The sequence below is a fragment of the Micromonospora sp. CA-240977 genome (genome assembly GCF_050942285.1).
Classification (GTDB): domain Bacteria; phylum Actinomycetota; class Actinomycetes; order Mycobacteriales; family Micromonosporaceae; genus Micromonospora.
This window is the reverse complement of sequence record NZ_CP192055.1, coordinates 7,513,853-7,540,844: the sequence shown is the minus strand read 5'-3', so window position 1 is coordinate 7,540,844 and position 26,992 is coordinate 7,513,853. Positions and strand designations below refer to the sequence as shown.

The following is a 26,992-nucleotide window of genomic DNA, read 5'->3' as shown; positions in this document are numbered from 1 at the left end:
CGTCGTGCCACCCCCTCGCCTCTGCTCCCGGCCGCCGCTGTCTGCCAGCCGGCCATCCCGGGCCCGCCGCGTTCGCGGGTGGAACAACACCCCACCCGGACGGTCGACCGGTGGTCATCCACAAGTTATCCACAGCCTGTGTACCGACCGATTGTGGCCGCTGCCGGACGCGGGTGGGACCTGCCCCCTGCCTGACCGGGCGCTGAAGCGGGTTCACCGTGCCGAACGATTCACTACCTTGTCCGGTCTTGCCTGCGCGACGACCGGAGCTTCCGACGCTCACCGCAATCGGGCACGGTAACAGCGTTGTCCCTGCGCCATCAACCGGCGACGCGGCGACACCCTTGTCGGCATCAGCGAAAACCGCCCTTCGGCCTCGGGCGCGTCCCGTTGGCCGCTCCTCGGGGTGTTTGACGGTCATTGCCCCCCTGCGTAGGCTGGAACGGCTGCTTTCTCGCCCTCTGCTAGGGTGATGGGTGCTTGCTGTCCGCGGTCGCATCCCCCGCATCGTCGAGGTCCCGCACCGCCGGACAGCACCGATCGGGGGCCACCGTCGAGGTGGCCTGGACACCACCACACGACCCCGGCGATCCCGTCGCGCGGGGCGCGTACGAAAACGGAGAGCCTGACGTGAGCAAGCGCACCTACCAGCCGAACAACCGCCGGCGCGCGAAGACCCACGGCTTCCGGCTGCGCATGCGCACCCGTGCCGGCCGTGCCATCCTCTCGAGCCGTCGCGCCAAGGGTCGCACCACCCTGTCGGCCTGAGCCGACCGGGCCGGTCAGGGGACGTGGGCAGTCGTGCTGGCCGCCGCGCAGCGACTGCGGCGCAGCACTGACTTCGCCGCAGCGGTTCGCGGTGGCCGACGCGTCGGACGAGGCGCCGTCGTGGTCCACCTGACCGTGCCGGTGATCGCCGACCCCAGCATCTCGACAGTGTCGGAGCCGGTGCGGGACAACAGTGCGGAGCAGTCATCCGTGCCGTCCCGCGCCGGCTTCGTCGTGTCGAAAGCTGTCGGCAACGCGGTGACCCGCAACCGGGTCAAGCGTCGACTGCGGGCGCTGGTCCGGGACCGGTTGACCGCCCTGCCCGCCGGCAGCACCCTGGTCGTCCGGGCGCTGCCCGCGGCGGCGGACGCGTCGTATCCGCGCCTCGCCACCGACCTGGATGCCGCCATCGCGGTCGCCCGGTCGCCCCGCGAACGGCGGTCCCGGTGACCGACGCCGAGAAGACCAGTCCACGCACGCCGACAACCGGTGCCAAGGTGCTGATCGCGCCCATCATCGCGTACCGTCGGTGGATAAGTCCGGCGCTGCCGGCCCGCTGTCGGTTCTACCCGTCATGCAGTGCGTACGCCCAGGAGGCGGTCGCTCGGCACGGCGCGCTCCGGGGAGCCGCGCTGGCGGTCCGGCGGCTGTTGCGCTGCCACCCCTTTCACCCTGGTGGATATGACCCGGTGCCGGAGCCGGGCGGCCGCCGCCGTGCTGATGTGACTGGAGCCCCGAATTGAGTCTGAGTCTCGACTGGATCTACTACGCGATTTCGTGGATCCTGCTGACCTGGCACTCTGCCTGGGACGCCATCGGGGTGCCCGTCGGCGCGGTGATCGGCACCAACTTCGCCTGGATCCTGTCCATCATCTTCCTGGTGGTCACCGTCCGGGTGATCCTGTTCCCGGTCTTCGTCAAGCAGATCAAGTCGCAGCGCGCCATGCAGGCGCTGCAGCCCAAGGTCAAGGAGCTTCAGGAGAAGCACAAGGGTGACCGGGAGACGCTCCAGAAAGAAATGATGGAGCTGTACAAGAAGGAGAAGGCCAACCCGCTCATGGGCTGCCTTCCGATGTTCCTTCAGATCCCGGTCTTCCTGGGTCTCTTCCACGTGCTGCGCCGGCTCGACCCGGACAAGCAGAACAAGACCCTGTACGGCTGGACCGTCGACCAGTTCCAGAGCGCCTCGCAGGCGAAGCTCTTCACCGCCCCGATCGCCGGCAAGTTCGGCTCCACCGCCGACGAGCTGGCCAGCCTCGGCGCCAACGGCAGCACCGTGAAGATCATTGCTGGTGTCCTGGTCCTGGTGATGATCGCGACCACCTACCTGACCAGCCGTCAGATGATCCTCAAGACCGGCTGGGCGGAGGACCCGCAGCAGCGGATGATCCAGCGACTGATGCTCTACGGCATCCCGGCGTCGCTGCTGATCTCCGGCGCGATCTTCCCGATCGGCGTCATCATCTACTGGGTCACCAACAACCTCTTCACCCTCGGCCAGCAGCAGTGGGTGCTGCGGAAGTTCCCGCCGCCGGTGACCGCCAAGAAGGCCGTCGCCCCCGCCGCCACCCGCAGCCCGGTGCAGCCCGCCAAGTCCGGTGGCCTGTTCGGTCGTGGCAAGGCGGCCCCGCCGGCACCGGTCAAGGCGACCGCGCCCAAGGTGGCCGGGCCGAAGCCGGGGGCCAAGCCGGTGAACAACCCGAAGAAGAGCCGTCCCGCCAAGCGGCAGGGCTGACCTCTGAGGGCCGTCGCCGGGTGACCGGCGGCGGCCCGTTCCGCACCGTGCAGCCGCCGTCCGGTGGCGCCGAGCGGAACTGACCGCGCACCGAGCGGCCACGGGCGACACTGCCCGTACAGACGTGCCCGCGGGCACCGGCGACCTCCCGCCGGCCCCGGGAAACCAGTCGGACCCGACGGTCCGGCCGAGCGAGTACGGAGATGAGACCGTGACCGAGACCAGCATCCCCCGCGCCGAGCAGTCCCTGGACGAGGAGGAGACCGCAACGCTCGCGGTGGACGGCGACGACACCGAGACCGACGACGACGGCGCGGTCGACGACGACACCGAGGCCGACGACACCGACACCGCCGCTGGCGGTCGGGTGAAGAAGGCGGTGAGCGAGGGCGACCTGTTCCGGCAGAGCGAGATCGCGGCCGACTACGTCGAAGGGCTCCTCGACATCCTCGACTACGACGGCGACATCGACGAGTTGGTCGCCGCCGGGCGCCCGATGGTCGAGGTCGTCGGCGAGCGGTTGCAGAACCTGGTCGGCCAGCGTGGAGCCACCCTGGAGGCGCTTCAGGAGCTGACCCGCCTCGCCGTCTTCCGGCAGACCGGGACGCCGAGCCGCCTGCTGCTCGACGTCGGCGGCTACCGGGCGAACCGCCGCAAGGAACTCGCCGCGGTCGCCAAGAACGCCGTCGAGAAGGTCAAGGAGTACGGCGAGCCGGTCCGCCTGGAGGCGATGTCCGCGTTCGAGCGCAAGTGTGTGCACGACGTGGTCAACGCCATGTCCGGCGTGGCGAGCGAGTCCGAGGGTGTCGAGCCGAACCGGCGCATCGTCGTACGGCCGGCGGACTGACCGGGTGACCCACGACGACAACACGGCGGACGCCGTGACCGGCCCGGGCGGCACGCCGCTCGGGCCGTCCGCTGTCCAGCCCGCTGGGGTTGGTGCCGAATCGAACCAACCCAGCACCGCCCCGTCACCCGCGGACGCGGCACTGCCGCCCGAGTTGGCTCCGGCCGCACTCACCCTGTTCGGTGATCGTCTCGACCTGGCCGCCGCGTACGCCGAGCTGTTGGTCACCGACGGGGTGGTCCGCGGCCTGATCGGTCCCCGAGAGGCGCCTCGCATCTGGGATCGGCACCTCCTCAACTGCGCGGCCGTCGCCGAGCGGATCCCGTCCGACGCGACAGTTCTCGACGTCGGTTCCGGTGCCGGTCTGCCAGGTCTGGTCCTGGCCATCGCGCGGCCCGACCTCACTGTCACCCTGATCGAGCCGCTGGCTCGACGCACGTCGTTCCTGATCGAGGTCGTCGAACGACTCGGTCTGGCCAAGTCGGTGCGGGTGTTCCGTGGCCGGGCGGACGAGGCGGCTACCGGGTCGAGCGGTCGGGAGCCGATCAGCGGCGACGTGGTGACTGCCCGCGCGGTCGCGCCGCTGGATCGTCTGGCCGGTTGGAGTCTCCCGCTGGCGGTCCGTGGCGGCCGGCTGCTGGCGCTGAAGGGTTCGTCCGCGGCGGCGGAGATCGAGGAGCACGCCGAGGTGGTGGCGCGACTCGGTGGCGGGGAGCCGGCGGTGCACCTCTGTGGGACCGGGGTTATCGATCCGCCCACCACCGTCGTGGAGATCGTGCGGGAGCGGATGGTCGGTCCGGCCCGCGCGGCGGCCAGCAAGCGTTCCCGGAACGGCCGATCCCGCCGACGCTGACGCTTCGGGTCATCGGGCTTCCGGCGGGCGGGTTGCCTCGTTGTACCGGTACGGATGGACAAGGGGATGAGAACCCGACGTGGACCGGCCGCGCCCGTCCGCCGTAGGCTGACCGCGCGTCGATAGTGTGGAGCGGGCGACGGACGTCGCGGGTCTCCGACCGCTCCCGAGGGCCGTACGCTCCGGGTTGCGAGCGTGGGTGTGGCCAAGTTGACCGGGGCGCGGACCGACCATCCGAAGCGGGCAGGGATGACAGGTGCATGACGACGGCAGGTACGACGATCCACACGTGACCGGGTCGACAGGCGATCCCGTTTCACGTGAAACCGACTACCCGAGCTGGTCGCCCGGCACGACCGGGCCAGCGACCCGACCCGCCGACGGCGATCCGCCGGTGTTCGGCGGAGATCCAGCGGTTCATCAGACCGGGCCCGAAGTCGTGGACCCGGCGGCGACACGACGGACGTCGGAGGGGTCGACCCGACCGGCCAACGTCGTTGAGGTGCGGCAGACGTTAGGACGACGCAACACCGCGAGAGCGGTTCGCTTCGAGCCGGCGGTTCCGCACCAACCTGGGGCGGCGGCTGTTCGGGACGCCGTGCCGGTGATCGCCGACCCACCGGTCGCTTCGACCGAGTCGTTGGCTGCCGTCGCGACCGACCCCACGTACGTTTCACGTGAAACCCCGACGCGCGAAGAGGATGACCCACCGTTGGCTATGGAGGCGATGCGCGCCGTGCAGATCCTGAATCCCAGTGGCGAGGTGACAATGCCTCGGCCCGACCGGACCCGGGTCATGTGCGTCGCCAACCAGAAGGGCGGCGTGGGAAAGACCACGACCACCGTCAACCTTGCAGTGGCGCTCGCCCTGCACGGCAACCGGGTGCTCGTGGTGGACCTCGATCCGCAGGGCAACGCCTCCACCGGGCTCAACGTCCCGCACCACACCGGGATCCCGGACGTCTACGACTGTCTGATCAACAGCGTGCCCCTGGCGGAGGTCGCGCAGGCGGTCGAGGGCATCCCCAACCTGTGGTGCGTACCGGCGACCATCGACCTGGCCGGCGCCGAGATCGAGCTGGTGTCGGTGGTGGCGCGGGAGTCGCGCCTGGACCGGGCGATCGCCGCCTACCCGGGCGAGTTCGACTACGTCTTCATCGACTGCCCGCCGTCGCTCGGTCTGCTCACTGTCAACGCCCTGGTTGCCGCGCAGGAGGTGCTGATCCCGATCCAGTGTGAGTACTACGCGCTGGAAGGGCTCAACCAGCTGATCAACAACATCAACCTGGTGCGCCAACACCTCAACCCCAAGCTTGATGTCTCCACCATCCTCCTGACGATGTACGACCGGCGTACCCGGTTGGCCGACGCCGTCGAGCAGGACGTCCGGAACCACTTCGGCGACAAGGTTCTCCAGGCGGTCATCCCCCGCAACGTCCGGGTCTCCGAGGCACCCAGCTACGGCCAGTCGGTGATGACCTACGATCCCGGATCGCGGGGCGCCACGAGTTACTTCGAGGCCGCCCAGGAGATTGCCGAGCGAGGCGTCAAGGAGCCGGTGGGCCGGAATGCGTAGTGCGGATGAGTCGCTGGGAGGCGAGGCATGAAGAACCGTCCTCGGGGCGGTCTGGGTAGGGGCCTGGGAGCGCTGATCCCGACCGGGCCGGTGCCCGGTGCCGCCGACGCCGTAACGGCGGATCCGGAGAACGAGTACGCGGACGACACCGGCGCCGCCGCCGTCCCGGCGGTGTCTGTCGAGGCACAGGTTCACGAACCGGAGTCCACGCTCAGCCCGGTACCCGGAGCGCGATTCGCCGAGATCTCGGTCGACGCGATCCTGCCGAACCCGAAGCAGCCCCGCCAGGTCTTCGACGAGGAGGCGCTGGAGGAACTCAAGACCTCCATTCAGGAGGTCGGTTTCCTCCAGCCCATCGTCGTACGGCAGCTCGACGACGAGAAGTACGAGCTGGTGATGGGCGAGCGGCGTTGGCGGGCCGCCCAGGCGGTGGGGCGGGACAGCATCCCGGCGATCATCCGGGACACCCGTGATGACGCCATGCTCCGCGACGCCCTGCTGGAGAACATCCACCGAGCCAACCTGAACCCTCTCGAAGAGGCAGCCGCCTACCAGCAGCTGCTTGAAGAGTTCGGGGCCACCCACGAAGAGTTGGCCCGCAGGATTGGTCGGAGTCGCCCGCAGATCTCCAACACGATCCGGCTGCTGAACCTGCCGGCCCAGGTGCAGCGCCGGGTCGCCGCAGGGATCCTGTCGGCGGGCCACGCCCGCGCTCTGCTGAGCCTCGACGACACCGAGGCGCAGGAGCAGTTGGCGTTGCGGATCGTGGCGGAGGGCCTGTCGGTACGGGCGACCGAGGAGATCGTCGCCCTGACACTGAACGACGGGCCGGCGAAGGGGCAGGCCGCGAAGCGCCGGCCGAAGGCGCACGCGCCCGCCCTCACCGATCTGGCGGATCGACTGTCCGACCGGTTCGACACTCGGGTGAAGGTCGACATCGGCCGGAGCAAGGGGAAGATCACCATCGAGTTCGCGACGGTGGACGACCTTGAGCGCATCGTCGGAATCATCGGAGTGCAGCAGGAGGAGAGCGAGGGCTGAGCCCGATCCTCTTCGTCGACGGCCGCGCACCCCTCCGGGTAGCGCGGTCGTTCCGCATCCGGCTCGCCGCGTTTCACGTGAAACGGCCGCCGTTGCCGCTCCTCCGGCGAGGATCCTCGAACGCACGAGACGTCGTCGGCGGCTCCTGCGGGCCGGCCGTGAATCAGCAGTTCGACAGTCGACGGCCTCGCGCGGGACCGGCCGGCAACGACTCGCTCGGGCGCGTTTCACGTGAAACGGAGATCGCCGACGCTGCGGAACTCCCTGGGGTCTCACCCGAGGATGACCATGAGGCGCCGTTGCGACCGCTGAGTGGCCCGCTGCCGCCTCGCGTGGCGCAAGGCATCCTCCGGTGGGCCCGGACGTCCCTGAGGGCCTCTGGGCGCGAATGCGGCCCGCTGGCTCTGCTGTCCCCTCATCTTTTCCCCGCCGACTCTTGGCTGCTGCCGCAGCCGTTAGTTCCACGGCTCGGCTCGACTTCCGGTCGTTGGTGCCACGGCTCGGGCTTGGCTTCGGGTCGTTGGTGCCCGAGGCATGGAGGGCGCGCTTCGCTCCCGGTCGTTGGTGCTTGGGGTTCGGGGAGCGCTTGGCTTGCGGTCGTTGGTGTGCCCCGCCCGCGACACCGCTATCAGGTCCAGCCTGAGGTGCCCCAGGTTCGGCTCCCGGTCGTTGGTGCCTGAGGTGCGGCAGGCGCTTGGCTTGCGGCCTTGGTGCCTGAGGTTCGGGGGCGCTTGGCTTCCGGTCGTTGGCGCCTGAGGTTCACCGGGGCACCAGAGGTGGGCGCGGTGTCTCTACTCGCTGGCACCTGAAACCTGACGGGTGACGCCTCCCGTCGTTGACCCATGACCGTCGGCTGGGGCCGCCCGCCGGCTGTTGCCCGACGATCGGCCGGGTCCTCCCGTCGTCGTTCGATTGCTGCCTCGCGTGCCCGCCCACCAGAATCACCGACGGCGTCCGATGCCCGCAGTCGGCTCGTCGACTGTTGGTCCACTGCTGCGGTCGAGTCCTGTGCCCGCGACTGCGCGCCCGCTCGGCCGAGCCCGAGGCGTGGACGCAGCCGATCAGCGCTCGGCGCTCGACCCAGCCCCTTCGGCCACACAGCACCCGCCCTCACCTCCGAGGCTCGTCGAGCGGAGGCGTGGCGACCGTCTCAGCGAACCGTCGGCGTGGACGCATCCGGAGGCGACGGCTCGGCACGGGGACCGGCTCCGGGGAACGCTCGAACTGCCGGCGTCCGGCGGCCGGGTCCACGGAGGTGGTCCCACCGGGCAGCTTTCGTGGCGCCGGAGGACCACGGATCGGCTCGGATCAGCCAGCGGTGTCGAGCGGTTGTTGCCACGCGTTTCAGCGATCCGCCGACAACGACCGACCGGCCGAAAAGTTATCCACACCCGTTGTCCACAGGCACCCCCTGTTTCACGTGAAACAGCGCGTGAGAGCGGGTGTGAGCCTGTGGATGACGGCCTGTGTTGGCGATCTCGGCAGCCTGTGGATATCGGCTCACCGTGCGGTGGTGACGTGGCACACCCGGCCGACTGAGGGCACTGATCTGGTCGGTCGAGAGCGGTCGAACAGGTAGGGACAGCGGTGCCAGACTCGGTTAGGGTCAGCGTCGTGCACGACACCCCTCCCTCAGTCCCGGACTTCACGCAGTGGCCGTCGTTCCCCTTCGAGGGGGACCTCCACGTGAAGCAACTCGATGATCCGGTCCCGGTCGAACCGCCCCGGAAAGGCGAGGGTCTCCGGGAATGCACCGCCTGCAACGCACCCGACGAGGCCTACATCTGGGTCGGCGAGCGGTGGCGGGTTCGTGCCATGGACCGGCCCACCGGCCTGCCCATGGTGCTCATCCTGGAATCGCGAACCCACCTCGACCTCGGGGACCTGCCGAACCTGCTCGCCGCCGAGCTGGGCGTGATGACAGTGCGTCTGGAACGGGCCATCCGGTCGCTCGACGGTGTGGCGCGGGTGCACGTCAACCGGTGGGGAGACGGCTCGGCCCACCTGCACATGTGGTTCCTCGCCCGGCCGTACGGCCGCCTCCAGTTGCGGGGCACCTTCCTGTCGCTGTGGGATTCGATCCTGCCGCCGATCTCCGAAGCGCAGTGGCGGGAAAATCTGGCGCTCGTCGCCGCCTGGCTCGCCGAGTTCGGCGGCCGTCCGCTCGCCGAGCCACCCCGGATTCAGTGGCAGGCGCCGTCCAGTCTGCTGGCCCAATCCGCCGCTGCGGATGCCGCTGCCGCCGCGGAGGCAGCATCGGCGGCGGCCGCCTCGGCCGCCTCTGTCATCGAGGCAGCGGAGGAAACCCCGGAACCAGCGCCGGAGCCCACCGCCACTGCCGATCAGAACGACGGTGACGGTGCACCCGAAGCCGATGTCGTCGGCTTGGACTCGGACGCCGGCTCCCGGGCCGACACCGCACCGACAAGCGGACTCGCTCGATCGGCATCCGCCAACGACGAGCGAACGGGCGCGTCCACCGCCGCCGCACCCAGCATCCCCACACCCCGCAGCCCAACGTCCGGCACCAGAGTATTCGGCGTTCCATCGCCCACCGCTCCAACGTCCGGCGCCTCAGCATCCGGCGTCGCTGACACTGACGAGTCGGCTCCCGGCGGATCCGCAGTCCCCGGCGGTGCCGCAGTACCTCGCGACCGAGCGGGCAGAACCGATATCGAGGCCGCCTCCGATTTGGCCATCGAGGCCGCCCCAAAAGCCACCCCGTCGAGCGCCACTCCGGACAGCGGCACCCGGGACAGCGCCGCCCCGGACAGCGCCGCCCCCGGTCAGCGCTGACCCGAACAGCGCTGACCCGGACGGCGGCACCGCCAGTGCTTCACCTGACACACCCGCGCACGCCAACGGCCCGGACGCGTCCGACGTACGGAGGGCTCCCTGAGGCGTGGACCGACCATGAGGGTGGCGCGGTAGTCCAGGCACGCGACAACCACGCAAACCTCGTGGGCGGTGCCGTACCGAAGTGGTGGCGAGTGGGTCAGGCAGTGGTGACGCGGGCCGCCGCCCGGGCGACCAGGGTGCCGAGGAGTCGGCCGAAGTCCAGCCCTGCCGCCTGGACGGCGAGTGGCAGTAGCGACGTCTCCGTCATGCCCGGCGAGACGTTGACCTCCAACACGTGCGGCTGGCCGGCAGCGTCCACGATCACGTCGACTCGCGAGAGGTCCCGCAGACCGAGTGCGGTGTGCGCGGCGAGGGCCACGTCGGCGACGGTGGCGGACACCTCCGGGTCCAACCGGGCCGGAGCGTGCCAGGTGGTCCGCCCGGCCGTGTAGCGCGCGGCGTAGTCGTACACCCCGTTGCGCGGCACGATCTCCACCGGTGGCAGCGCCTGTGGGCCGTTGCCCAGGTCGACCACGGAGACCGCCACGTCCATACCGGGCACGTACCGCTCCACCAGGGCGGTGGAGTCGTACGCGAAGCAGCCGACCATCGCGGCGGGCAGCGCCGCGGCGTCCCGGACCACCGCGCCGCCCAGCCCCGACCCGCCCTGGGCGGGCTTCACCATCAGCGGCAGACCCAGCCGGTCGACGATCCGGTCCAGTACGGCGACCGCGCCAAGCTCGGAGAAGCGATCGTGTGGGAGGGCCACCCAGTCCGGGGTGGGGATGCCGTTCTCGCGGAGTACCGCCTTGGCTGACGGCTTGTCCCAGGCGACCCGGGAGGCGCGGGCGTCACAGCCGACGTAGGGGATGTCGCAGAGGTCCAGCACACCGCGCAGTGATCCGTCCTCACCGGTGGCGCCGTGCAGCGCGATGACGACGGCGTCCGGCGGGTCGGCGGCCAGCGCCGGCAGCAGTGCCACGTCGGCGTCCCGCAACTCGGCCTCCATGCCGACGGCGCGCAGGGCGTCGAGCACCCGGCGACCGGAGCGCAGTGACACGTCCCGTTCGTAGGAGAGCCCACCGGCGAGCACGACGACGCGCAGGTCGGCCGGAACGGCGGATTCGGTCACGAGGAGGCGCTCGACGGCGGTCGTACCCATGCCGGCATCATGCCAAGTCGGGCCCGGGCACGTCGGAGCCGGCCTGGCCGCGACGGCCGGTGGCGCCGCGCACGGCACCGAAGACCCGGCGCATCGCGATTTCCTGCTCCATCACACCGGCCAGCCGGCGGACGCCCTCGCGGATCCGCTCCGGCGGCGGGAAGCTGAAGTTCAGGCGCATCGCGCCGGTGCCGGTGCCGTCGGCGTAGAAGCCGGTGCCCGGCACGTAGGCGACCCGGGCGGCCACCGCGCGGGGCATCATCGCCTTCGAGTCGAGCCCGTCGGGCAGGGTGGCCCACACGAAGAGGCCACCGGCCGGCGTGGTCCAGCTGGTGCCCTCGGGCATCAGGTCGGTCATCGCGTCGAGCAGGGCGTCCCGGCGTTCCCGGTAGACCTCGCGGTAGACCTTGAGCTGCTGCCGCCAGGGCATCGTGCCCAGGTAGGTGGAGACCGCGGCCTGGGCGTAACCGCTGGGGCAGAGGATCTGCGCCTCGCTGGCGATGACCAGCTTGTCGCGGACCGCGTGCGGAGCCAGGATCCAACCGACCCGCAGGCCGGGCGCGAAGGTCTTGGAGAAGGTGCTGAGGTAGAAGACCCCGTCGCGGCGGCGGGCCCGCAGGGGCGCCGGAGCTTCACCCTCGAACCCCAGCTGGCCGTACGGGTCGTCCTCGACGACGAGCAGGCCGGCGCGCTCACAGATGTCGAGCACCCGTTCGCGGCGCTCCTCGCTGAGGGTCACGCCGGTCGGGTTCTGGTAGGTGGGGATCGTGTAGAGGAACTTCACCCGTCGACCGGCACGGGCCAGGTCGGCGATGGCCGCCTCGAGCGCCTCCGGGATCAGCCCGTCCGCGTCCATCGGTACGTGCACGACCTGTGCCTGGGCGGCCTGGAACACCCCGAGCGCGCCGACGTACGTCGGCCCCTCGGCAAGCACCACGTCACCCGGGTCCAGGAAGAGTCGGGCCACCAGGTCGAGTGCCTGTTGCCCGCCGACGGTGACCACGACGTCCTCGGGGGAGGCGCCACACGCGGCGTCGATCCCGGAGAGGGACATCACCTCGCAGATCCGCTCGCGCAGCTCGAGGGTGCCCTGACCGATGCCGTACTGAAGGGTGGTCACGCCGTGCTCGGAGCCGAGCCGGCCGAGCATCTCACCGACCGCGTCCAGCGGGAGGGCGGCGATGTACGGTGCACCACCGGCGAGCGAGACGACCTCGGGACGGCTGGCCACCGCGAACAGTGCTCGGATCTCGGAGGCGGTCATCCCGCGTACCCGCCGGGCATACCGGTCGGTGTAGTCGTCGAGTGTCGTGCCGGTCATGACCTCACCTCGATCGCTGCTCGGGTGGCTACCGCCCCGGGTACCCCATCCACCGATGACCATGGCGACGAGACACCGATTGTCGATCCTAGTCCGCCAGAACCACACTGCCGCTCCACCGATACGAATCGACCACATGGCGGACCACCCGGCCGTCCCCCGGTGGGGTGGGCAACTGCGCGTTCCCCTCCCGGATCGCCGATCGGCGGCGTACGATCGCTCGTCGGAGCAGGATGGCGGCGCTGTCGTTGCAAGCCGGTCCTACCACCGAGCCTATTGTGGGGATGCGCCATATGTCGCGACGTCTGGTCAGCCTGACCCTCGACACGCTGGAAGATCTTCCTCGCCCGTGCCGGCAGTGCGTCTACTGGGAGCTGGATCCGGTCTCCGCGGACCGGGCCTGCGCCGCCGGCGATCCGGGCCTGGAGAAGGAGGCGTGGGTCTCGCAGACGCTGCTGGAGTGGGGTTCCTGCGGCAAACTCGCGTACGTCGACGGCATGCCCGCGGGTTTCGTGACGTACGCGCCGCCCGCCTACGTGCCCCGCTCGATGGCGTTCCCGACCTCGCCGGTGTCCGCTGACGCGGTACTGCTGATGACGGCCAACGTGGTCGCCGCGTTCGCCGGTGGCGGGCTGGGCCGGATGCTGGTGCAGGGCGTCGCGCGGGACCTGACCAAGCGGGGGATCAAGGCCATCGAGGCGTTCGGTGACGCGAAGTTCGGCGACGCGGACGACCCGGCCGGCGGCTGCGTGGCACCTGTCGACTTCTTCCTCTCGGTGGGGTTCAAGACCGTACGTCCGCATCCGCGCTTCCCCCGGCTCCGCCTTGAGCTGCGTACCGCGCTGAGCTGGAAGTCCGACGTCGAGTACGCGTTGGAGAAGCTGCTCGGGTCGATGAGCCCGGAGACCCTGCTTCGCCCGGTGCGTCCCGCTCCGGCCACCCGCTCCACGAACACCTGACCGCCGAACCGGCGGATCAGTCGACCACCGTGCCGGCGGTCACGACGGCCCGCAGTTCGCTGACGTCCAGCGAGCCGGTGGGCACGTCCCGCTCGATCGGGTAGTACATCCGCTGCACCGCCGCCACGATCGCCTCCACGACCCGGTCGCGGAAACGGGGGTCGACCAGCTGGGCGCGGTCCGTCGGCGAGGTGAGGTAGCCGACCTCGACCCGGACGGCCGGCATCCGGGTCAGCCGCAGCAGGTCCCAGGTCTTGGCGTGGGTACGGCAGTCGCGGAGCCCCGTGCGGGCGACGATCTCCCGCTGCACCAGCCCGGCCAGGCGTTCACCGGTCGCCGACGTCACGCCGTTGTCGGTGCCGTAGTGGTAGGTGGCGACGCCCTCCGCGTCGGGGTTGGCGTGGCCGTCCAGGTGCAGCGAGATGAACACGTCGGCGCCCAGCGAGTTGGCCAGCAGGGCCCGGTCGGTGTCCGGTAGGCACCTGTCGGGCGACGGGCCGCGAGTGAGCTGCACCCGTACCCCCGTCGCGGCGAGTCGCCCCTCCAGCCGGCTGGCCAGGTCGTGCACCAGGTCCGCCTCCGTCCAGCGCAGCGAACCGTCGGGCACCACCATTCCGGGGTCGGTGCCGCCGTGCCCGGGGTCGACGACCACCGTCTTGCCGACCAACGCCGGCCCGGACTGCCGGATCGCGTCGGATTCGCGGAGCCACTGCGGTCGGCCACCGACCACCTTGCGGCCGATCCGCCGCAACGCGTTCATCGTGTGCGGGCCACAGGATCCGTCGGGGGTGAGGCCGACCTCGCGCTGGAACTGGGCCACCGCCCGGGACGTCCGGATGCCGTAGATGGCGTCCGCCCGGCCCACGTCGTACCCCATCTCCAGCAGCCGCTCCTGCAGTGACCGCACGTCCTCGCCGCTGAGTGGGTCGGGGACCGCGTGGTAGAGGGTGCGGGCGCCGAGCCGCCAGCGGGCGGCGTCCAGGGCGCGCCAGGTTTCCGCCCCGACCCGGCCGTCCACGCTGAGGCCGCGGGACTGCTGGAACGCGCGGACCGCCCGCTCGGTGTCGAGGTCGAACTCGTCGGTGGCCGGTCCTGCGGCGGTGAGCAGGTCGAGGCCGGTCAGGATGCTGCGGATCTCCGTGACCGCGGGTCCCCGGTCACCGGATCGGATCGGACGCACGGCACGACCCCCTCTGCACGACACTGGCTGGCCGGGCGGCCCAGGGTTGAGGCTATGCGTTCCGGGGCGGCGAGGTGGCACGGCCGGGAAAAACGTCGACCGGCGCGGCCGGAAAGACACCGAACCCCGCACCCGACGAGCGGGTACGGGGTTCGGTGGATGTCTCGGCTGGTCAGAGAGCCGACTCGATGAGCCGGACCAGCTCGCCCTTCGGCTTGGCACCGGCGATCGACTGCACCGGCTGGCCGTTCTTGAACACGGTGAGAGTCGGCACCGACATGACCCGGTAGGCGCGGGCGGTCTCCGGGTTCTCGTCGATGTTCAGTTTGACGATGCTGACCCGGTCGCCCATCTCGCCGGCGATCTCCTCGAGCAGCGGCGACACCTTGCGGCAGGGGCCGCACCACTCGGCCCAGAAGTCCACCAGAACCGGCTTGTCGGCCTGCAGCACGTCAGCGACGAAGCTCTTGTCGGTGACCGCCTTGGTATTTCCCACTGTGCCCCTCCTCCGGGATGTGTTCGTTGTTTCAGCTGAGCGTCGCGATGAACCGTTCGGCGTCGAGCGCGGCGGCACAGCCGGTGCCGGCCGCGGTGATCGCCTGACGGTAGGTGTGGTCGACCACGTCGCCGGCGGCGAAGACGCCGGGCACGTTGGTGTGGGTGCCGGGGGCCTGGACCTTCACGTAGCCCTCGTCGTCCAACTCGACCTGACCACGGAAGAGCTCGCTGCGGGGGTCGTGACCGATGGCCACGAAGACACCTGTCACGTCCAGCACCTTGGTGTCACCGGTGTGCACGTTGCGGACCCGTACGCCGGTGACCTTGCCGTCGTCGCCGAGGATCTCCTCGACGGTGCTGTTCCACTCGACCTTGATCTTCTCGTTGCTCAGCGCCCGGTCGGCCATGATCTTGCTGGCCCGGAACGAGTCGCGCCGGTGGATGATGGTGACCGACTCCGCGAAGCGGGTGAGGAAGGTGGCCTCCTCCATCGCCGAGTCACCGCCACCGACGACCACGATCTGCTGGTTGCGGAAGAAGAAGCCGTCACAGGTGGCGCACGCGGAGACGCCGTGACCGAGGAACTCCTGCTCGCCGGGCACGCCCAGCGGACGCCAGGCCGAACCGGTGGAGAGGATGATGGATCGGGCCCGGTAGGCGGTCTCGCCGACCCAGACGGTGCTCACCGCGCCGGAACCGGCGTCGCCGGTGTCCACCAGCTCAACCCGGGTCACGTCGTCGGTGAGGAACTCGGCGCCGAACCGCTCGGCCTGCTTGCGCATGTTGTCCATCAGCTCGGGGCCGAGGATGCCGTCGGCGAAGCCGGGGAAGTTTTCCACCTCGGTGGTGGTCATCAGCGCACCACCGGACTGCACGCCCTCGATGATCAGTGGCTTCAGGTTGGCGCGTGCGGCGTAGACCGCCGCGGTGTAGCCGGCCGGCCCGGAGCCGATGATGATCAGGTTGCGGACCTCGTCCACTGCCGTCTCCCGAATGTGTGTGTTCAGCGTCGGTGAGCGCACCGGTGCTGATCCGAGTTGCCGACGCCTGGATGGGGCCGACAGCTGACTTCCAGAACGTCATCGTACGAACCGGGGATTCCCGAGACGGGCATCTGGTGGGTCAGGTCACGTGCGTGGTTATCGTGCCGTTGACAGTGGATTCACCCTACCCGCGCCGAATACCGGCTGTCCGCGCCGGACCCCGGCACTCCGCACTCCGGGCCGCTCACCCAGGCCCAGCGGGCCCCCGTCGCGTCGGTGAAACGGATGATCAGGGCCTGCTCGCCCTGGAAACGCGCGTAGTCGATCACCTCGACCGCCAGTGGGGCGGATCCGTGCTCCGCCGCCACGTCGGCCAGGCAGGCGCTCAGCGCGGCCTCGGTGGTCAGCCGGGCCAACTGGTCCCGCCCGTCGGGCGAAGGGAGTCGCTCCTGCTCGGTGCCCACCCCCGGCTGCGAGCCGGGCGCATCACCGCTCGCCCGGCCGGGAGACGACGTGGTCCGCCGGTCGGCGACCGGCGCGTCGCCGAGGGTCTGCGGGGTGTAGTCCGTACCGCTGCGCAGTGTCGGGCCGGTGGTGCGTGCCGCCGCGGGCGCCGCGGCGTCCTTGGGCGCGCTGGCCGGCCGGTCCATGGCGCTGGTGCCGGATTCGTCGCCCGCGCGCATCGACAACTGGGTGAGGCCCAGCGTGACAGCGACGACGGCCATCGCGGCGGCGGCCATCGGCGCGCCACGGCGTATCCAACCGCGCCGGCGACCCGGGCCGGTCGGGGCCCGGCGACCGGAACCGGCCGGTGCGGGGACGGCTGGCCGCCGACCCGCCCCGCCCTGCGCCGGTACGACAAGCGGTGGCGCGGGGTGGTCGACCTCGGCAGCCGCGGCGGTGCCCTCGTCGGCTGGGTTGTCTCCCACCGTCGGCCCGGCGTCACCAAGCGCGCCGAGGAGACGGTCGGTGACCGCCTGCGGCATCTGCGGCGACGGCTCGGCCCAGCGGCCCAGGTCCGCCCGGACCTCCGCGAGCGCGGGGGCCAGCAGCGCGTACGCCTCGGCCCAGGCCGGGTCAGTGGACACCAGCCGGGCGACCTCCTCCTGCTGCGGGGTGCCGTCCAACGCCCCGCCGAGGTAGTCAGCGAGGAGGTCGTTGTCGACCTCCCGGAACCCCTCGGTCGTCACGTGTCCTCCTGGTTGGCGTCCCGCCGGTACCGTCCCGACCCCGATCCGACGCCCTCGGCCGGGCCTGGGTTCCCCGGCGTGACGCCCGGCACCTCCCTGGTCGGGCCGGTCGCCTCCGAACGGGCCGACGGCGGCGGGGTGACGGCGGGCCGAAGGTGCCCGAGCAGCACCGCCAGCCGGGCCCGGCCCCTGGCGCACCGGCTCTTCACCGTCCCCTCGGCGACACCGAGGATCCGGGCGACCTCGGCGACCGGGTAGCCCTGCACGTCCACAAGCACCAGCGCGGCACGTTGCTCGGGGGGCAGCGCGGCCAGCGCCTCGCGGACCACCAGCGCGGTGTCGTGGTCCGGTGCGGGTGCGACCGGCTCGATCCCGCCGGTGCCCGAGCCGTCCCCCGCCCGGTTGCCGTCCGGCAGCGGCACTGTCGGGTGCGCCTGCCGGCGACGGATCCGATCCAGGCAGGCGTTCACCACGATCCGGTGCAACCAGGTGGTGACGGCGGAGTCACCGCGGAACCGGGCGGCGGCCCGGTGCGCGGAGAGCAGCGCGTCCTGGAGCGCGTCGGCGGCCTCTTCACGATCGCCGAGGGTACGCAGGGCGACCGCCCAGAGTCGGTCGCGGTGCCGGTGGAACAACTCGGCGAAGGCGTGCCGGTCGCCATCGACGTGGGCGCGCAGCAGCTCCAGATCCGAAGCGACGGCGCGCCCGTCCATCACCACGTCCTGCGGATGCGGTGCCACGGCGGAGATGCCAGGCTCACGACCCCTGGACCGTGATCTCCTGGACGTCGACCTGGAAGCCCCGCTCGCTGGCCGGCAACTCGGTGATCCAGAACAGCAGGTACTGGTATTTCGCGTCGGCGTCGAAGCCGTCGAACGCCATCGTGGTGCCGTCGTGGTCCTCGAAGGGCTGCCCGATGGTGGTCTTCGGGGTCTTGTAGTTGGCGATCAGCTGCTTGTCGCCGTTGGAGGTCGACGGCGGGTTGACGGTGCCGGTGAGGAGCTGGGCGGAGGCGCCACGGGCCGAGAGGATCGCCTGCACCGACTTGACGGTGTGCGGCGCGCCGAGATCCAGCCAGATCCCCATGCCCTGCTTCTTGTTGCCGAACTTGGCGGCCGTGTAGGTGTCGGTGCCCCAGCCCTTGTCCGGGTCGCCGTCGGTCACCTTGTCGGCGCCGCCCAGCTCGTCGCGCACCTGGCTGTCCGGGTCGATGATCCGAACGGTCTTCACGGGCAGCTTGCGGACCGTGGCGGCGGCCGGAGTGGCATCGCTGGCCGGGGCGCTCGACGATGGCGCGGGACCCTGGCCGGTCTGCGGGTCCTTGTCGCCCAGCGTGCTGATCCCGATCAGCAGACCGACCAGGGCGACAGCCAGCAGGCCGGCGATGCCGACGGCGACCTTGCGACCACCGGCCGCGGCCAGTGGCGACGGCTCTTCGCCGGTGTCGGCGGCGAACCGCAGCGGGCCGCTGTTCTCGAGGTAGTGCTCCTCCTCGGCCGGCACGTCCAGTCGGGCCAGCTCGGCGGCGAGCACATCGGAGGACGGCGGCGCGATCTCGGCGTCGAGCAGATCCATCGTCAGGTCGTCCAGGTACGCGGGCACACCCGCCCGGACCTGACGGGGCGCCGCGATGCCACCTCCGGCGTCCCGGACCGCGTCCGGGATGGCGGCCCGGCCGTGACCGGCGGTGGCGCCGTGCAGCGGTGCCTCGGCGTGCGGCCACGAGCCGGTCAGCGCGAAGTAGAGGATGCCGCCGACCGCCCGGATGTCGTTCTCCTGGCTGTCGGCGCCGTCGGTGCGCGCGTCGGCCAGGACCACCCGACCCTCGTCACTGATCATGACGGTGCCGGGGTGGACGTTGCCGTGCACCATGCCGGTGGCGTGCACGGCGGCGAGTGCGCTCGCGACGGCGTTGCCGATCGCGGTGGCGCGGGCCGGGTCCAGTGGGCCGTCGGCCGCCAGGTCGCGCAGGGACTGCCCATCGACCCATTCGCGCACCACGTACGCCCGCTCGGCCTCGTCGATCGCGTCGTAGACGCCGACCAGGTTGGGGTGGATGACTCGGCTGGCCGCCACGGCGGCCTGGAGCATCTCGGTGGCGGAGTCGCCACCCGGGTAGCGCAGCACCACCGCGACGGGACGGCGCAGGATGACGTCGACCCCGCGCCAGACCAGCCGACCCGCGCTGTCGTTGTTGATGTGCTCAACCAGCTCGTACCGCTCGGCGAGGACTTCACCGGCCGTGGGAGCACCGAAGGTCATGACCGGAGGAGCGCTTTCGTCCGCCTCCTGACCCTCGCCGACCTGGGTCACCCGTCCTCCCTCGGTGATCGTGTCGATCGATGGACCCGCACTGCTGGGCATGTGGCTTCCCGCTCTGCCGTTGAAGGAACCGGCCGACCGGTGTCGACGCGCAGCGTCGGCCCCTGCCGTACCCGTCGAGAGCGACCTTACCCGGGTTGCCCGTCTCCCCGACATGTCATCTTCCCGCCGTACCCGACGGGCTTCCGGCAGTCGAGGAACTCGTCCGGTTACGACCGTTGTCAGCCACGTTGCTGGCACATGTACTAGCTAATCTACGGCTTCACCGCAAGTGACCGACGCCGGGGCCGGGCTGGTGTGGCTCTCCCGCCACCGTGCCTGTTCCCGCCGATCGGATTGCCACGCTCAGCCGTACGGTTGGTTATCCACAGGCCGGTGCGGTTGTTGACCGGCGAATCGCGGAGTTATCCACAGCTGTGTCCCCAGCCTGGTGATCCGCTGTCACGTTCCGTGTGTATGTCAACTTTTTGTAACCAACCGCCGCCGGTCAGCGACCGAGACGGCGGCGGACCATCCCGACCACCTCGGTGATCTCGCCGATCCGCAGCACCGTCGCCAGACCCAGGTAGCTCCCGCCGATCACCGCTCCACCGACGACGAGTTGGATGGCCGCCTCGATCCAGCTCGGCCTGTCGCCGCCCGGCAGAACGGCGATCACCAGCCATCCGATCAGCGCCGCGCCGAGTGCGGCGACCACGACCCGGCCGATGGTGCGCATGATGGCGCCCAGCCCGATCCGGCCGACCCGAGGCCGCAGCAACCAGGCGGAGGCAACCGCCGCCGCCAGGTAGGAGACCGCGTTGCCGATCATCATCCCGGCCGCCGCGAAGTGCGCGGCGAACGCGGCGAAGAGCACGATCTGCACGCCGACCCGCAGCGCCACCACCGGGATGTTGATGAGGGCCGGGGTGCGGGTGTCCGGCAGCGCGTAGAAGGCGAAGGTGAAGAGCTGACTGATCGCGAACGGCACCAGGGCGAGCGCGGCGGCCAGCAGAACGGTGGACGTCGCCGTCGCGTTCTCGGCGCTGAACGCGCCGTACCGGAAGACCACGATCGAGATCGGGGTGGACAGCACGGCGTAGCAGACCGCGATCGGCGCGAGCACCGCTGTCACCATCCGGACACCCCGGGAGAGGTCGGCGGTGACGTCGTGGAACCGCCCGTCCGCGGCTGCCGCGGCCATCCGGGGCATCAGCGCGGTGATGATCGAGACGGCGATGATGCCGTGCGCCATCATCAGCAGCAGGAAGACGTTGTTGTAGATGAGGATGCCGGCCTGGTCCGTGCCAGCGGCCCGGGTGAGGAGGTTGACCACCACGAAGAGACCGAGCTGGTTGACGGCCACGTAGCAGAACATCCAGGCGCCGAGCTGGGCCAGCTCGCGCAGCCCCAGTTCGCGGAAGTCGAACCGCCACCGCCAGCGGAAACCGACCTTGCGCAGCGCCGGCAGCAGCCCGGCGGTCTGCACCGCCACACCGAGCAGGGTGCCGCCACCGACAAGCAGGATCCGGCCGGCGCCCATGTCCGACGGCTGTAGCCCCTTCGCCCCGTAGACCAGGATGTAGAGACCGAAGACGCCGATCACCACGAGGTTGTTGAGGATGGGCGCCCACATCGGCGCGGCGAAGTGGCCCCGGGTGTTCAGCACCGCCGCGATCAACGCGCTGACGCCGGTGAAGAAGAGCATCGGCAGGATCAGCCACGACAGGCGTGTGATCAGGCTGGTGTAGGCCTCGTCCTTGCCGCTGGCGTAGATGGCGGTCAGCCAGGACGCCGACACCACGGCGATCAGGGCCGCCACGGCCAGCGCCAGCACCGCGAGGGTGAGCAGCCGCTGGGCGTACGCCTCGCCCCGGTCCGGGTCGCTCTTGCGTCGACGGACCAGCACCGGGATGAGCACGCTGGTCAGCACCCCGCCGAGCAGGAACTCGTACACCTGGTTGGGGAGGAAGATGGCTGTCGTGTAGGCGTTGCCGATCAGGTTGCCGAGCGCGGCGCCGATCATCAGGTTCCGGATGAAGCCGGTGCCCCGGCTGACCAGACTGCCCACCGCCATGACCGCGCTGTTGGCGGCAGCGCTGGTTTCGCCGACGACCTCGGGCGGTGGCGCCGTGGCCTCCACCCCGGGCTGGTTCAGCGGCTCCGCGGAGATGAAGATCGCCCCGTCAGCCGGCGGCACGTTACCGTCCGGCGTGGCGTTGGCGCTGCGGTAGAGCCCGCCGCTCATCTCCAGCCTCCCAGGGGGTACGTCGAGCCGGACACCGACCCGCACGCCACAGACCATAGTCAACCCCCACCCGTTACCCCGCGCCCGGCGGATCGGATCACACCCCGGCCCGATAAGCTGGCGATCCCATGTCCGAAGCCTCCGCTCCCCACGCCGCCGACCGCCGCGAACTCACCGCCGCGCAGCGCAACGCCGTCGCCGAACTACTGCGGGTCTCCCCGGTCGCCGACGAGTTGGGCCGCCGCTTCGTCCGCGCCGGTCACGAGTTGCACCTGGTGGGCGGTTCGGTGCGGGATGCCCTGCTCGGCCGGCTCGGTGACGACCTCGACTTCTGCACCGACGCGCACCCCGACGAGACGCTGCGGGTCCTCAAGGGCTGGGCCGAGTCGGTCTGGGAGACCGGTCGCGAGTTCGGCACCATCGGCGCGCAGCGCGACGGCCTCCGGCTGGAGATCACCACCTTCCGTGCCGAGTCGTACGACCAGGTCAGCCGCAATCCGGTGGTGGTGTACGGCACCAGCCTCGACGAGGACCTCAAGCGGCGCGACTTCACGATCAACGCGATGGCGGTCAGCCTGCCGGAGCACCGGTTCACCGACCCGCACGGCGGCCTGGACGACATCTCGGCCAAGGTGATCCGGACTCCGAGCACCCCGGGTGAGTCGTTCGGCGACGACCCGTTGCGGATGCTGCGGGCCGCCCGGTTCGCCGCCCAGTTGGGCTTCGCCGTGCACCCGGACGTGCACCGGGCGATGAGTGAGATGGCCGCCGACCTGGACCGGATCACCGCCGAGCGGATCCGGGACGAGTTCACCAAGTTGCTCTGCGGCGCGGACCCGATCACCGGGCTGCGGCTGCTTGTCGACACCGGCCTGGCCGAGCGGTTTCTGCCGGAGCTGACCGGTCTCAAGCTGGAGATCGACGAGCACGCCCAGCACAAGGACGTCTACGAGCACACCCTGACGGTCGTCGAGAACGCGGTCTCCTACGAGGAGGAGGGCTGCGACTTCATCCTGCGGATGGCCGCCCTCCTGCACGATGTGGGCAAGCCGGCGACGAAGGCGGTCGGGTCCGACGGTCGGGTCAGCTTCCACCACCACGAGGTGGTCGGCGCTCGGTTGACCAAGGCCCGGATGAAGGCCATGCGTTACCCGAAGGACGTCATCGCGAAGGTGACCGCGCTTGTCGCGCTGCACCTGCGCTTCTACGGGTACGGGCGGGGTGAGTGGACCGACTCGGCGGTGCGTCGCTACGTCGCCGATGCCGGTGACCTGCTGCCCCGGCTGCACAAGCTGACCCGCTCGGACTGCACGACCCGTAACCGGCGCAAGGCCGCCCAGCTCGCGGCGGACTACGACGCGCTGGAGGAGCGGATCGCCCGGATCGCGGCCGAGGAGGACCTGGCCCGCGTCCGCCCCGACCTGGACGGCAACGCGATCATGGAGTTGCTCGGCGTACCGCCGGGGCCGGTCGTCGGGCGGGCCTGGAAGCACCTCAAGGAGCAGCGCCTCGAACACGGCCCGCTGGACCGCGACGCCGCCGAGGTGGAGCTGCTGCGCTGGGCCCGCGCCGAGGGCCTGATCAGCTAGCACCCCGAGCCTCGCGATGATCGACTCGGTTTCGCTGAAGTCGCGGTGTCCCGGCACTCCGGACGGCCCGACTTTCAGGAAGCCGAGTGGATCACCCCGACGGGCGCCACCCCGGAACCCGGGAGCGGCGCCCGTCGGCGTTCTCCGTCAGCGGGTCTCTACGGCCGTCCCGTCCACGGAAGCGCCAGTGCCGGCCGGGGTGCCGTTGCCGCCCGGAGTCGACGCGGAGCCGAGCCGTCCGAGCAGACCGGCCAGGTCGATCCCGGTCAGGTCGCTGCCGAGCTGAAGCCCCTGGGCCACGTTGCCGGCCACCGACTTCGTCAGCGACGACGCGCCGTCGGTGGAGATGACAGTCATCTTGTCGATCGCCCCGATCGGCGCGCTGGCCGCCTCCACCACCTGCGGCAGCACCTTGACCAGCAGATCCAGCACCGCCGCCTCGCCGTACGCGGCGAACGCCTCGGCCTTGCGCGCCATCGCGTCGGCCTCGGCCTCACCCCTGGCCAGGATCGCCGCGGCCTCGGCCCGACCCTCCCGCTCCACGGCCTCGGCGATCGCGGAACGGCGGCGCTGCTCGGCCTCACCTTCCTTGGCGCCCTCGATCGCGTTCGCCTCGGCGAGCGCGGCACGCCGGGCCCGCTCGCCCTCACCGGTGAGCCGCGCCTGTTCGGCGGAGGCCTGCGCGGCGGCGATGACCGACTGCCGCTGCGCGTCCGCGTGCAGCACCGCCGCGTTGCGGGACGCCTCGGCCTCCTGCTCCACCTTGTACCGCGCCGCGTCGGCGGGCTTGCGCACCTCGGTGTCCAGTTGGCGCTGCTTGAGTTCGGCGTTGCGCTCGGCGACCTTCTGCTGCTCGGAGAGGATCGCCTGGTCCCGCTCCGCCTGGGCGAGCGGCCCGGCGGCGGCGGACTTCGCCTTCGCCGCGTCGATCTCGGCCTGGATACCGGCCTGCTTGAGGGCCAGGTTCCGGTTGGCCTCCGCGATGGCCTCCTCGGCGAGCAGCCGTTCCTGCTCCGCCTGCTGCCGGGCGCGCGCCTCGGCGATGGCCGCGTCCTTGAGCACCCGGGCGGCCTCGGGTCGGCCCAGGTCCTGCAGGTAGGAGCCCTCGGCGAGGATGTCCTGGAGCTGGAAGGTGTCCAGCACCAGACCCTGGTTGGTCATCGAGTGCTCGGCCTCCTCGGCGACCGCGCTGGCGAACGCCGCCCGGTCCCGGATGACCTCCTCGACGGTGAGCCGGCCGACGATCGAACGCAGCGCGCCGGCCAGCACCTCCCGGGTGAAGTTGTCGATCTCGTCCTGTTGGTGCAGGAACCGCTGGGCGGCGGCCCGGATCGCGTCCTCGGTGCCGCCGACCTTGACGATCGCCACCCCGTGCAGATCGGCGCGGATGCCCTGCTTGCTCACCGCGCCTCGGATGCCGACGTCGATCCGTCGACTGGACAGGTCGAGCGACTGGAGCTTCTGCACCACCGGGAGCACGAAGACCGAAGCTCCCAGCACGACCTTCTGCCCGGAGTTGTCGGTCGACCGGCCGCCGTCGGCGGTCTGCGTGGTGCGGCCCTTGCGGCCGGTGACGATGAACGCCTCGTTCGGCCCGGCCACCTTGATCCGGGAGAGCACGAAGAGCACCAGGATGAGCGCGAGGAGCACCGCGCCGCCGATGGCGATGAGCAGGGCCATATAAGGAAGTCCCGTCTACGAGGAGGAGATCAGTAGGTCTCGACGTGCACGCTGGTCTCGCTGAGCGCCTGCACGACGAAGACCTGGGCGCCGAGTGGTATCGGCTGGTCCGCGCGGGCGCTGAGCTTGACCGGTTGGCCGGCGAGGCGTACCCGCACCTCGCCGTACCCGTTGGCCGGCACCGGGGTGACGACCAGGCCGAGCGCGCCGACCAGGTCGTCGCGGGTGGGGGTGGGATCGGTGCGCATGTTCCGGGCCGCGCGGCTCAATCGGGACGCCAGCCACCCGGTGGGCACCGCCGCGAGCACGCCGCCGGCCGCCGCACCGACGATCATGCCGGGGGTACGCGCACCGAGCAGCTCGTTGACGATGGCCCCACCGAACCCGAACGCCCCGGCGAAGCCGGCAACCGTCTCGACGGAGATCGGCCCGTCGACGTCGGCATGCCCGAACTGGAACAGCTCGGTGCCGAGCAGCGCGAGCGCGAGCACCCCGATGCCCGCCCCGCCGATGATCAGAAAGATGAGCGTCCCCGTTGCCACGACCTGCACGGTATCGACGCCCCGCAACGCAGACTGCCTCCGATCAACGGGGTCCGTTCGGTGTCGCCCGGGTCGGGGACAATGGGGCGATGCGTTGGACAGTGCTCGACTCACCGATCGGCGAGTTCTCCGTCGCCACCGATGGCACGAGCATCTGCGGCACCCATTTCGGCCGGGTCGAGTCAGCAACCGAGGAGCCCGACGACGTGCTGTCCCGGCAGGTCGTCGCCGAGCTGCGGGCGTACTTCGCCGGCGAGCTGACCGCGTTCACCGTCGCGGTGTCGATGCCGCGCGGCTCGGACTTCGAGCGGGCCGTGTGGCGGGAGATGACACGCATTCCGTACGGCGAGACGCTGACGTACGGCGAGGTGGCCCGCCTGGTCGGCGATGCCGGGGCGGCTCGGGCGGTCGGCGTGGCCTGCAACCGCAACCCGGTCCCGGTGATCGTGCCGTGTCACCGGATCGTCGGCGCGGGCGGCAAGCTGGTCGGCTTCGGTGGGGGCCTGCCGCGCAAGGTCACGCTGTTGGAGCTGGAGGCCGCTGTCGCTCTGCGGCACGCCTGGTCCTGACCGCTCGTGGTCGGCCCGCATGATCGGAACGAATCGTGACTATCAGCCGACCGGTCGATGTGAAGCCGTCGCCACAGCGGTCATGATCGAGCGTCATTTCCACTTTCGCGGGGGTACCCATGACCGAAAACCAGGACAAGACCGTCGGCCGGCGTCAGCTGCTGCGTCGTGCCGGCACCGTGGCCGCCGGCGTGGCCGGCACCACAGTGGTCGGTGCCGCAGTCGCCGGGCAGGCCCAGGCCGACCCGGGCCAGCCGGTGATCCAGGCCGCCAGCAACTTCGTCACCGGCGGTGGCACCACGGCGCTTGTCAACCCGGCGAACGGGCCGACCCTGCGGTTGGCGAACACGAACGTCACGGTGGCCGACGGCATCGAGTTCGCCGGCCCGCCGCTCATGCTGATTCCCAGCGGTGAGCTGCTGAGCGAACAGGCGCCGGTCGGCTCGATGGGCGTGGACAAGTACGGCAACTTCCAGGTGGTCTCCGTCCAGAGCGGCACCACCTCCCTGACCGACTACGTGCACACCACCGGCAACTCGAACCAGATCGTGCCGATCGTGCCGCAGCGGATCATCGACACCCGGGAGGCGGCCCTGCGCGCCCGGATCGACAACGCCTCGACGACCACCCTGGACTCGTCGGGTCGCCTGCGCGGCGGCCAGACCATTCACGTCCGGCTCGACGACTTCGTCCACTACGGTGACGCGCTCTTCGGCATCGTCACCGCGACGACCGCGATCAACGCGGGCTTCCTGCAGATCTTCCCGTACGGCACCCCGCGTCCGGCGAACTTCGCCTCGCTGAACTACGTGGCCAACCAGGTCAACTCGAACGCGTTCATGTCGGGCATCGGCTGGGAGGAGGACTTCATCTCCATCTACGCGCTCCAGACCACGCACGTCGTCCTCGACGCCACCGCGTTCGTGATCGGCTACGGCGAGGTCGACCCCGCGATCCTGCCGTACTCCGTCAACGCGACGGCGCGCAGCACCGAGTCGCTGGCCGAGCGCAAGGCGAAGCGGGCGGCCAAGGCCAAGCAGAGCACGCCGAGCTGGAGGTAGCGCGAAGCGCCGCACCAGACGGCGAGGCACCTAACGCGGCGAGGGCCGGGT

General features: G+C 70.7%; 24 protein-coding genes. 13 read left to right on the top strand and 11 right to left on the bottom strand.

Going from position 1 to position 26,992, the window contains the following annotated elements; genetic code table 11:
- Positions 1-630: 630 nt before the first annotated feature.
- The 9 genes from rpmH to ACQPWW_RS34390 all read left to right on the top strand — a co-directional run bounded on the left by rpmH (position 631) and on the right by ACQPWW_RS34390 (position 9,616).
- The gene (rpmH, locus tag ACQPWW_RS34430; protein ID WP_007453904.1) at positions 631-768 is read left to right on the top strand and encodes a 50S ribosomal protein L34; all 138 of its coding nucleotides are present in this window, start codon (positions 631-633) and stop codon (positions 766-768) included.
- A gap of 33 nt (positions 769-801) precedes the next feature.
- A complete protein-coding gene (gene rnpA / locus ACQPWW_RS34425; RefSeq protein ID WP_433127940.1) occupies positions 802-1,218 on the top strand; it encodes a ribonuclease P protein component in 417 nt (138 codons plus the stop codon).
- Positions 1,219-1,265: 47 nt separating this feature from the next.
- Positions 1,266-1,511, top strand: a complete 246-nt coding sequence (yidD, locus tag ACQPWW_RS34420; RefSeq protein ID WP_433134764.1) for a membrane protein insertion efficiency factor YidD — start codon at positions 1,266-1,268, stop codon at positions 1,509-1,511.
- 2 nt (positions 1,512-1,513) lie between these two features.
- Positions 1,514-2,503, top strand: a complete 990-nt coding sequence (yidC, locus tag ACQPWW_RS34415) for a membrane protein insertase YidC (RefSeq protein ID WP_433134762.1) — start codon at positions 1,514-1,516, stop codon at positions 2,501-2,503.
- Between the two features lie 211 nt (positions 2,504-2,714).
- Positions 2,715-3,350, top strand: a complete 636-nt coding sequence (locus tag ACQPWW_RS34410) for a protein jag (RefSeq protein ID WP_433127939.1) — start codon at positions 2,715-2,717, stop codon at positions 3,348-3,350.
- A gap of 142 nt (positions 3,351-3,492) precedes the next feature.
- Positions 3,493-4,203, top strand: a complete 711-nt coding sequence (rsmG, locus tag ACQPWW_RS34405) for a 16S rRNA (guanine(527)-N(7))-methyltransferase RsmG (protein ID WP_433134760.1) — start codon at positions 3,493-3,495, stop codon at positions 4,201-4,203.
- A gap of 256 nt (positions 4,204-4,459) precedes the next feature.
- Complete coding sequence (locus tag ACQPWW_RS34400) at positions 4,460-5,779, top strand: AAA family ATPase (protein ID WP_433127938.1); 1,320 nt, start codon at positions 4,460-4,462, stop codon at positions 5,777-5,779.
- A 27-nt stretch (positions 5,780-5,806) separates the two neighbouring features.
- The gene (locus ACQPWW_RS34395) at positions 5,807-6,820 is read left to right on the top strand and encodes a ParB/RepB/Spo0J family partition protein (RefSeq protein WP_433127937.1); all 1,014 of its coding nucleotides are present in this window, start codon (positions 5,807-5,809) and stop codon (positions 6,818-6,820) included.
- A 1,839-nt stretch (positions 6,821-8,659) separates the two neighbouring features.
- Positions 8,660-9,616, top strand: coding sequence for a hypothetical protein (locus tag ACQPWW_RS34390; RefSeq protein WP_433134758.1), 957 nt, complete (start codon positions 8,660-8,662; stop codon positions 9,614-9,616).
- Positions 9,617-9,815: 199 nt separating this feature from the next.
- On the opposite strand, the gene ACQPWW_RS34385 is transcribed toward ACQPWW_RS34390, so the two are convergent.
- Both ACQPWW_RS34385 and ACQPWW_RS34380 read right to left on the bottom strand, forming a co-directional pair.
- Positions 9,816-10,820, bottom strand: coding sequence for a D-alanine--D-alanine ligase family protein (locus tag ACQPWW_RS34385; RefSeq protein ID WP_433127936.1), 1,005 nt, complete (start codon positions 10,818-10,820; stop codon positions 9,816-9,818).
- A 7-nt stretch (positions 10,821-10,827) separates the two neighbouring features.
- Positions 10,828-12,141 (bottom strand): PLP-dependent aminotransferase family protein, encoded by a 1,314-nt coding sequence (locus ACQPWW_RS34380; protein ID WP_433127935.1) that lies wholly within the window; start codon positions 12,139-12,141, stop codon positions 10,828-10,830.
- Between the two features lie 293 nt (positions 12,142-12,434).
- Here ACQPWW_RS34380 and ACQPWW_RS34375 point away from each other — a divergent pair, with 293 nt between their 5' ends.
- Positions 12,435-13,100 (top strand): GNAT family N-acetyltransferase, encoded by a 666-nt coding sequence (locus tag ACQPWW_RS34375; protein WP_433127934.1) that lies wholly within the window; start codon positions 12,435-12,437, stop codon positions 13,098-13,100.
- A 16-nt stretch (positions 13,101-13,116) separates the two neighbouring features.
- Here ACQPWW_RS34375 and ACQPWW_RS34370 read toward each other — a convergent pair whose 3' ends face one another.
- The 7 genes from ACQPWW_RS34370 to murJ form a co-directional block, all read right to left on the bottom strand.
- Complete coding sequence (locus ACQPWW_RS34370) at positions 13,117-14,280, bottom strand: N-acetylmuramoyl-L-alanine amidase (RefSeq protein WP_433127933.1); 1,164 nt, start codon at positions 14,278-14,280, stop codon at positions 13,117-13,119.
- Positions 14,281-14,452: 172 nt separating this feature from the next.
- Positions 14,453-14,776 carry a thioredoxin gene (trxA, locus tag ACQPWW_RS34365; protein ID WP_053651673.1) on the bottom strand — a complete coding sequence of 108 codons (324 nt, stop codon included), beginning with the start codon at positions 14,774-14,776 and terminating at the stop codon, positions 14,453-14,455.
- Between the two features lie 31 nt (positions 14,777-14,807).
- Positions 14,808-15,758, bottom strand: a complete 951-nt coding sequence (gene trxB / locus ACQPWW_RS34360) for a thioredoxin-disulfide reductase (RefSeq protein ID WP_357411291.1) — start codon at positions 15,756-15,758, stop codon at positions 14,808-14,810.
- Positions 15,759-15,940: 182 nt separating this feature from the next.
- A complete protein-coding gene (locus ACQPWW_RS34355) occupies positions 15,941-16,951 on the bottom strand; it encodes a hypothetical protein (RefSeq protein ID WP_433127932.1) in 1,011 nt (336 codons plus the stop codon).
- Entirely contained in the window at positions 16,948-17,664 is a 717-nt protein-coding gene (gene sigM / locus ACQPWW_RS34350; protein ID WP_433134756.1) for an RNA polymerase sigma factor SigM, read from the bottom strand. The genes ACQPWW_RS34355 and sigM overlap by 4 nt, the downstream gene beginning before the upstream one ends.
- A 43-nt stretch (positions 17,665-17,707) precedes the next feature.
- A complete protein-coding gene (locus ACQPWW_RS34345) occupies positions 17,708-19,315 on the bottom strand; it encodes a protein kinase family protein (protein WP_433127931.1) in 1,608 nt (535 codons plus the stop codon).
- A 445-nt stretch (positions 19,316-19,760) separates the two neighbouring features.
- On the bottom strand, positions 19,761-21,500 hold the full coding sequence (murJ, locus tag ACQPWW_RS34340) for a murein biosynthesis integral membrane protein MurJ (RefSeq protein ID WP_433134754.1): 1,740 nt from the start codon (positions 21,498-21,500) through the stop codon (positions 19,761-19,763).
- A 128-nt stretch (positions 21,501-21,628) separates the two neighbouring features.
- Between murJ and ACQPWW_RS34335 the strand changes: the two genes are divergently transcribed.
- Entirely contained in the window at positions 21,629-23,089 is a 1,461-nt protein-coding gene (locus ACQPWW_RS34335; RefSeq protein ID WP_433127930.1) for a CCA tRNA nucleotidyltransferase, read from the top strand.
- Between the two features lie 147 nt (positions 23,090-23,236).
- On the opposite strand, the gene ACQPWW_RS34330 is transcribed toward ACQPWW_RS34335, so the two are convergent.
- Together ACQPWW_RS34330 and ACQPWW_RS34325 are read right to left on the bottom strand one after the other, a co-directional pair.
- Positions 23,237-24,769 carry a flotillin family protein gene (locus ACQPWW_RS34330; protein ID WP_433127929.1) on the bottom strand — a complete coding sequence of 511 codons (1,533 nt, stop codon included), beginning with the start codon at positions 24,767-24,769 and terminating at the stop codon, positions 23,237-23,239.
- 29 nt (positions 24,770-24,798) lie between these two features.
- Positions 24,799-25,320, bottom strand: coding sequence for a hypothetical protein (locus ACQPWW_RS34325; RefSeq protein WP_433134752.1), 522 nt, complete (start codon positions 25,318-25,320; stop codon positions 24,799-24,801).
- A gap of 80 nt (positions 25,321-25,400) precedes the next feature.
- Here ACQPWW_RS34325 and ACQPWW_RS34320 point away from each other — a divergent pair, with 80 nt between their 5' ends.
- Together ACQPWW_RS34320 and ACQPWW_RS34315 are read left to right on the top strand one after the other, a co-directional pair.
- Complete coding sequence (locus tag ACQPWW_RS34320) at positions 25,401-25,880, top strand: methylated-DNA--[protein]-cysteine S-methyltransferase (RefSeq protein ID WP_433127928.1); 480 nt, start codon at positions 25,401-25,403, stop codon at positions 25,878-25,880.
- Positions 25,881-25,999: 119 nt separating this feature from the next.
- On the top strand, positions 26,000-26,941 hold the full coding sequence (locus ACQPWW_RS34315; RefSeq protein WP_433127927.1) for a hypothetical protein: 942 nt from the start codon (positions 26,000-26,002) through the stop codon (positions 26,939-26,941).
- The last annotated feature ends 51 nt before the right edge of the window (positions 26,942-26,992 follow it).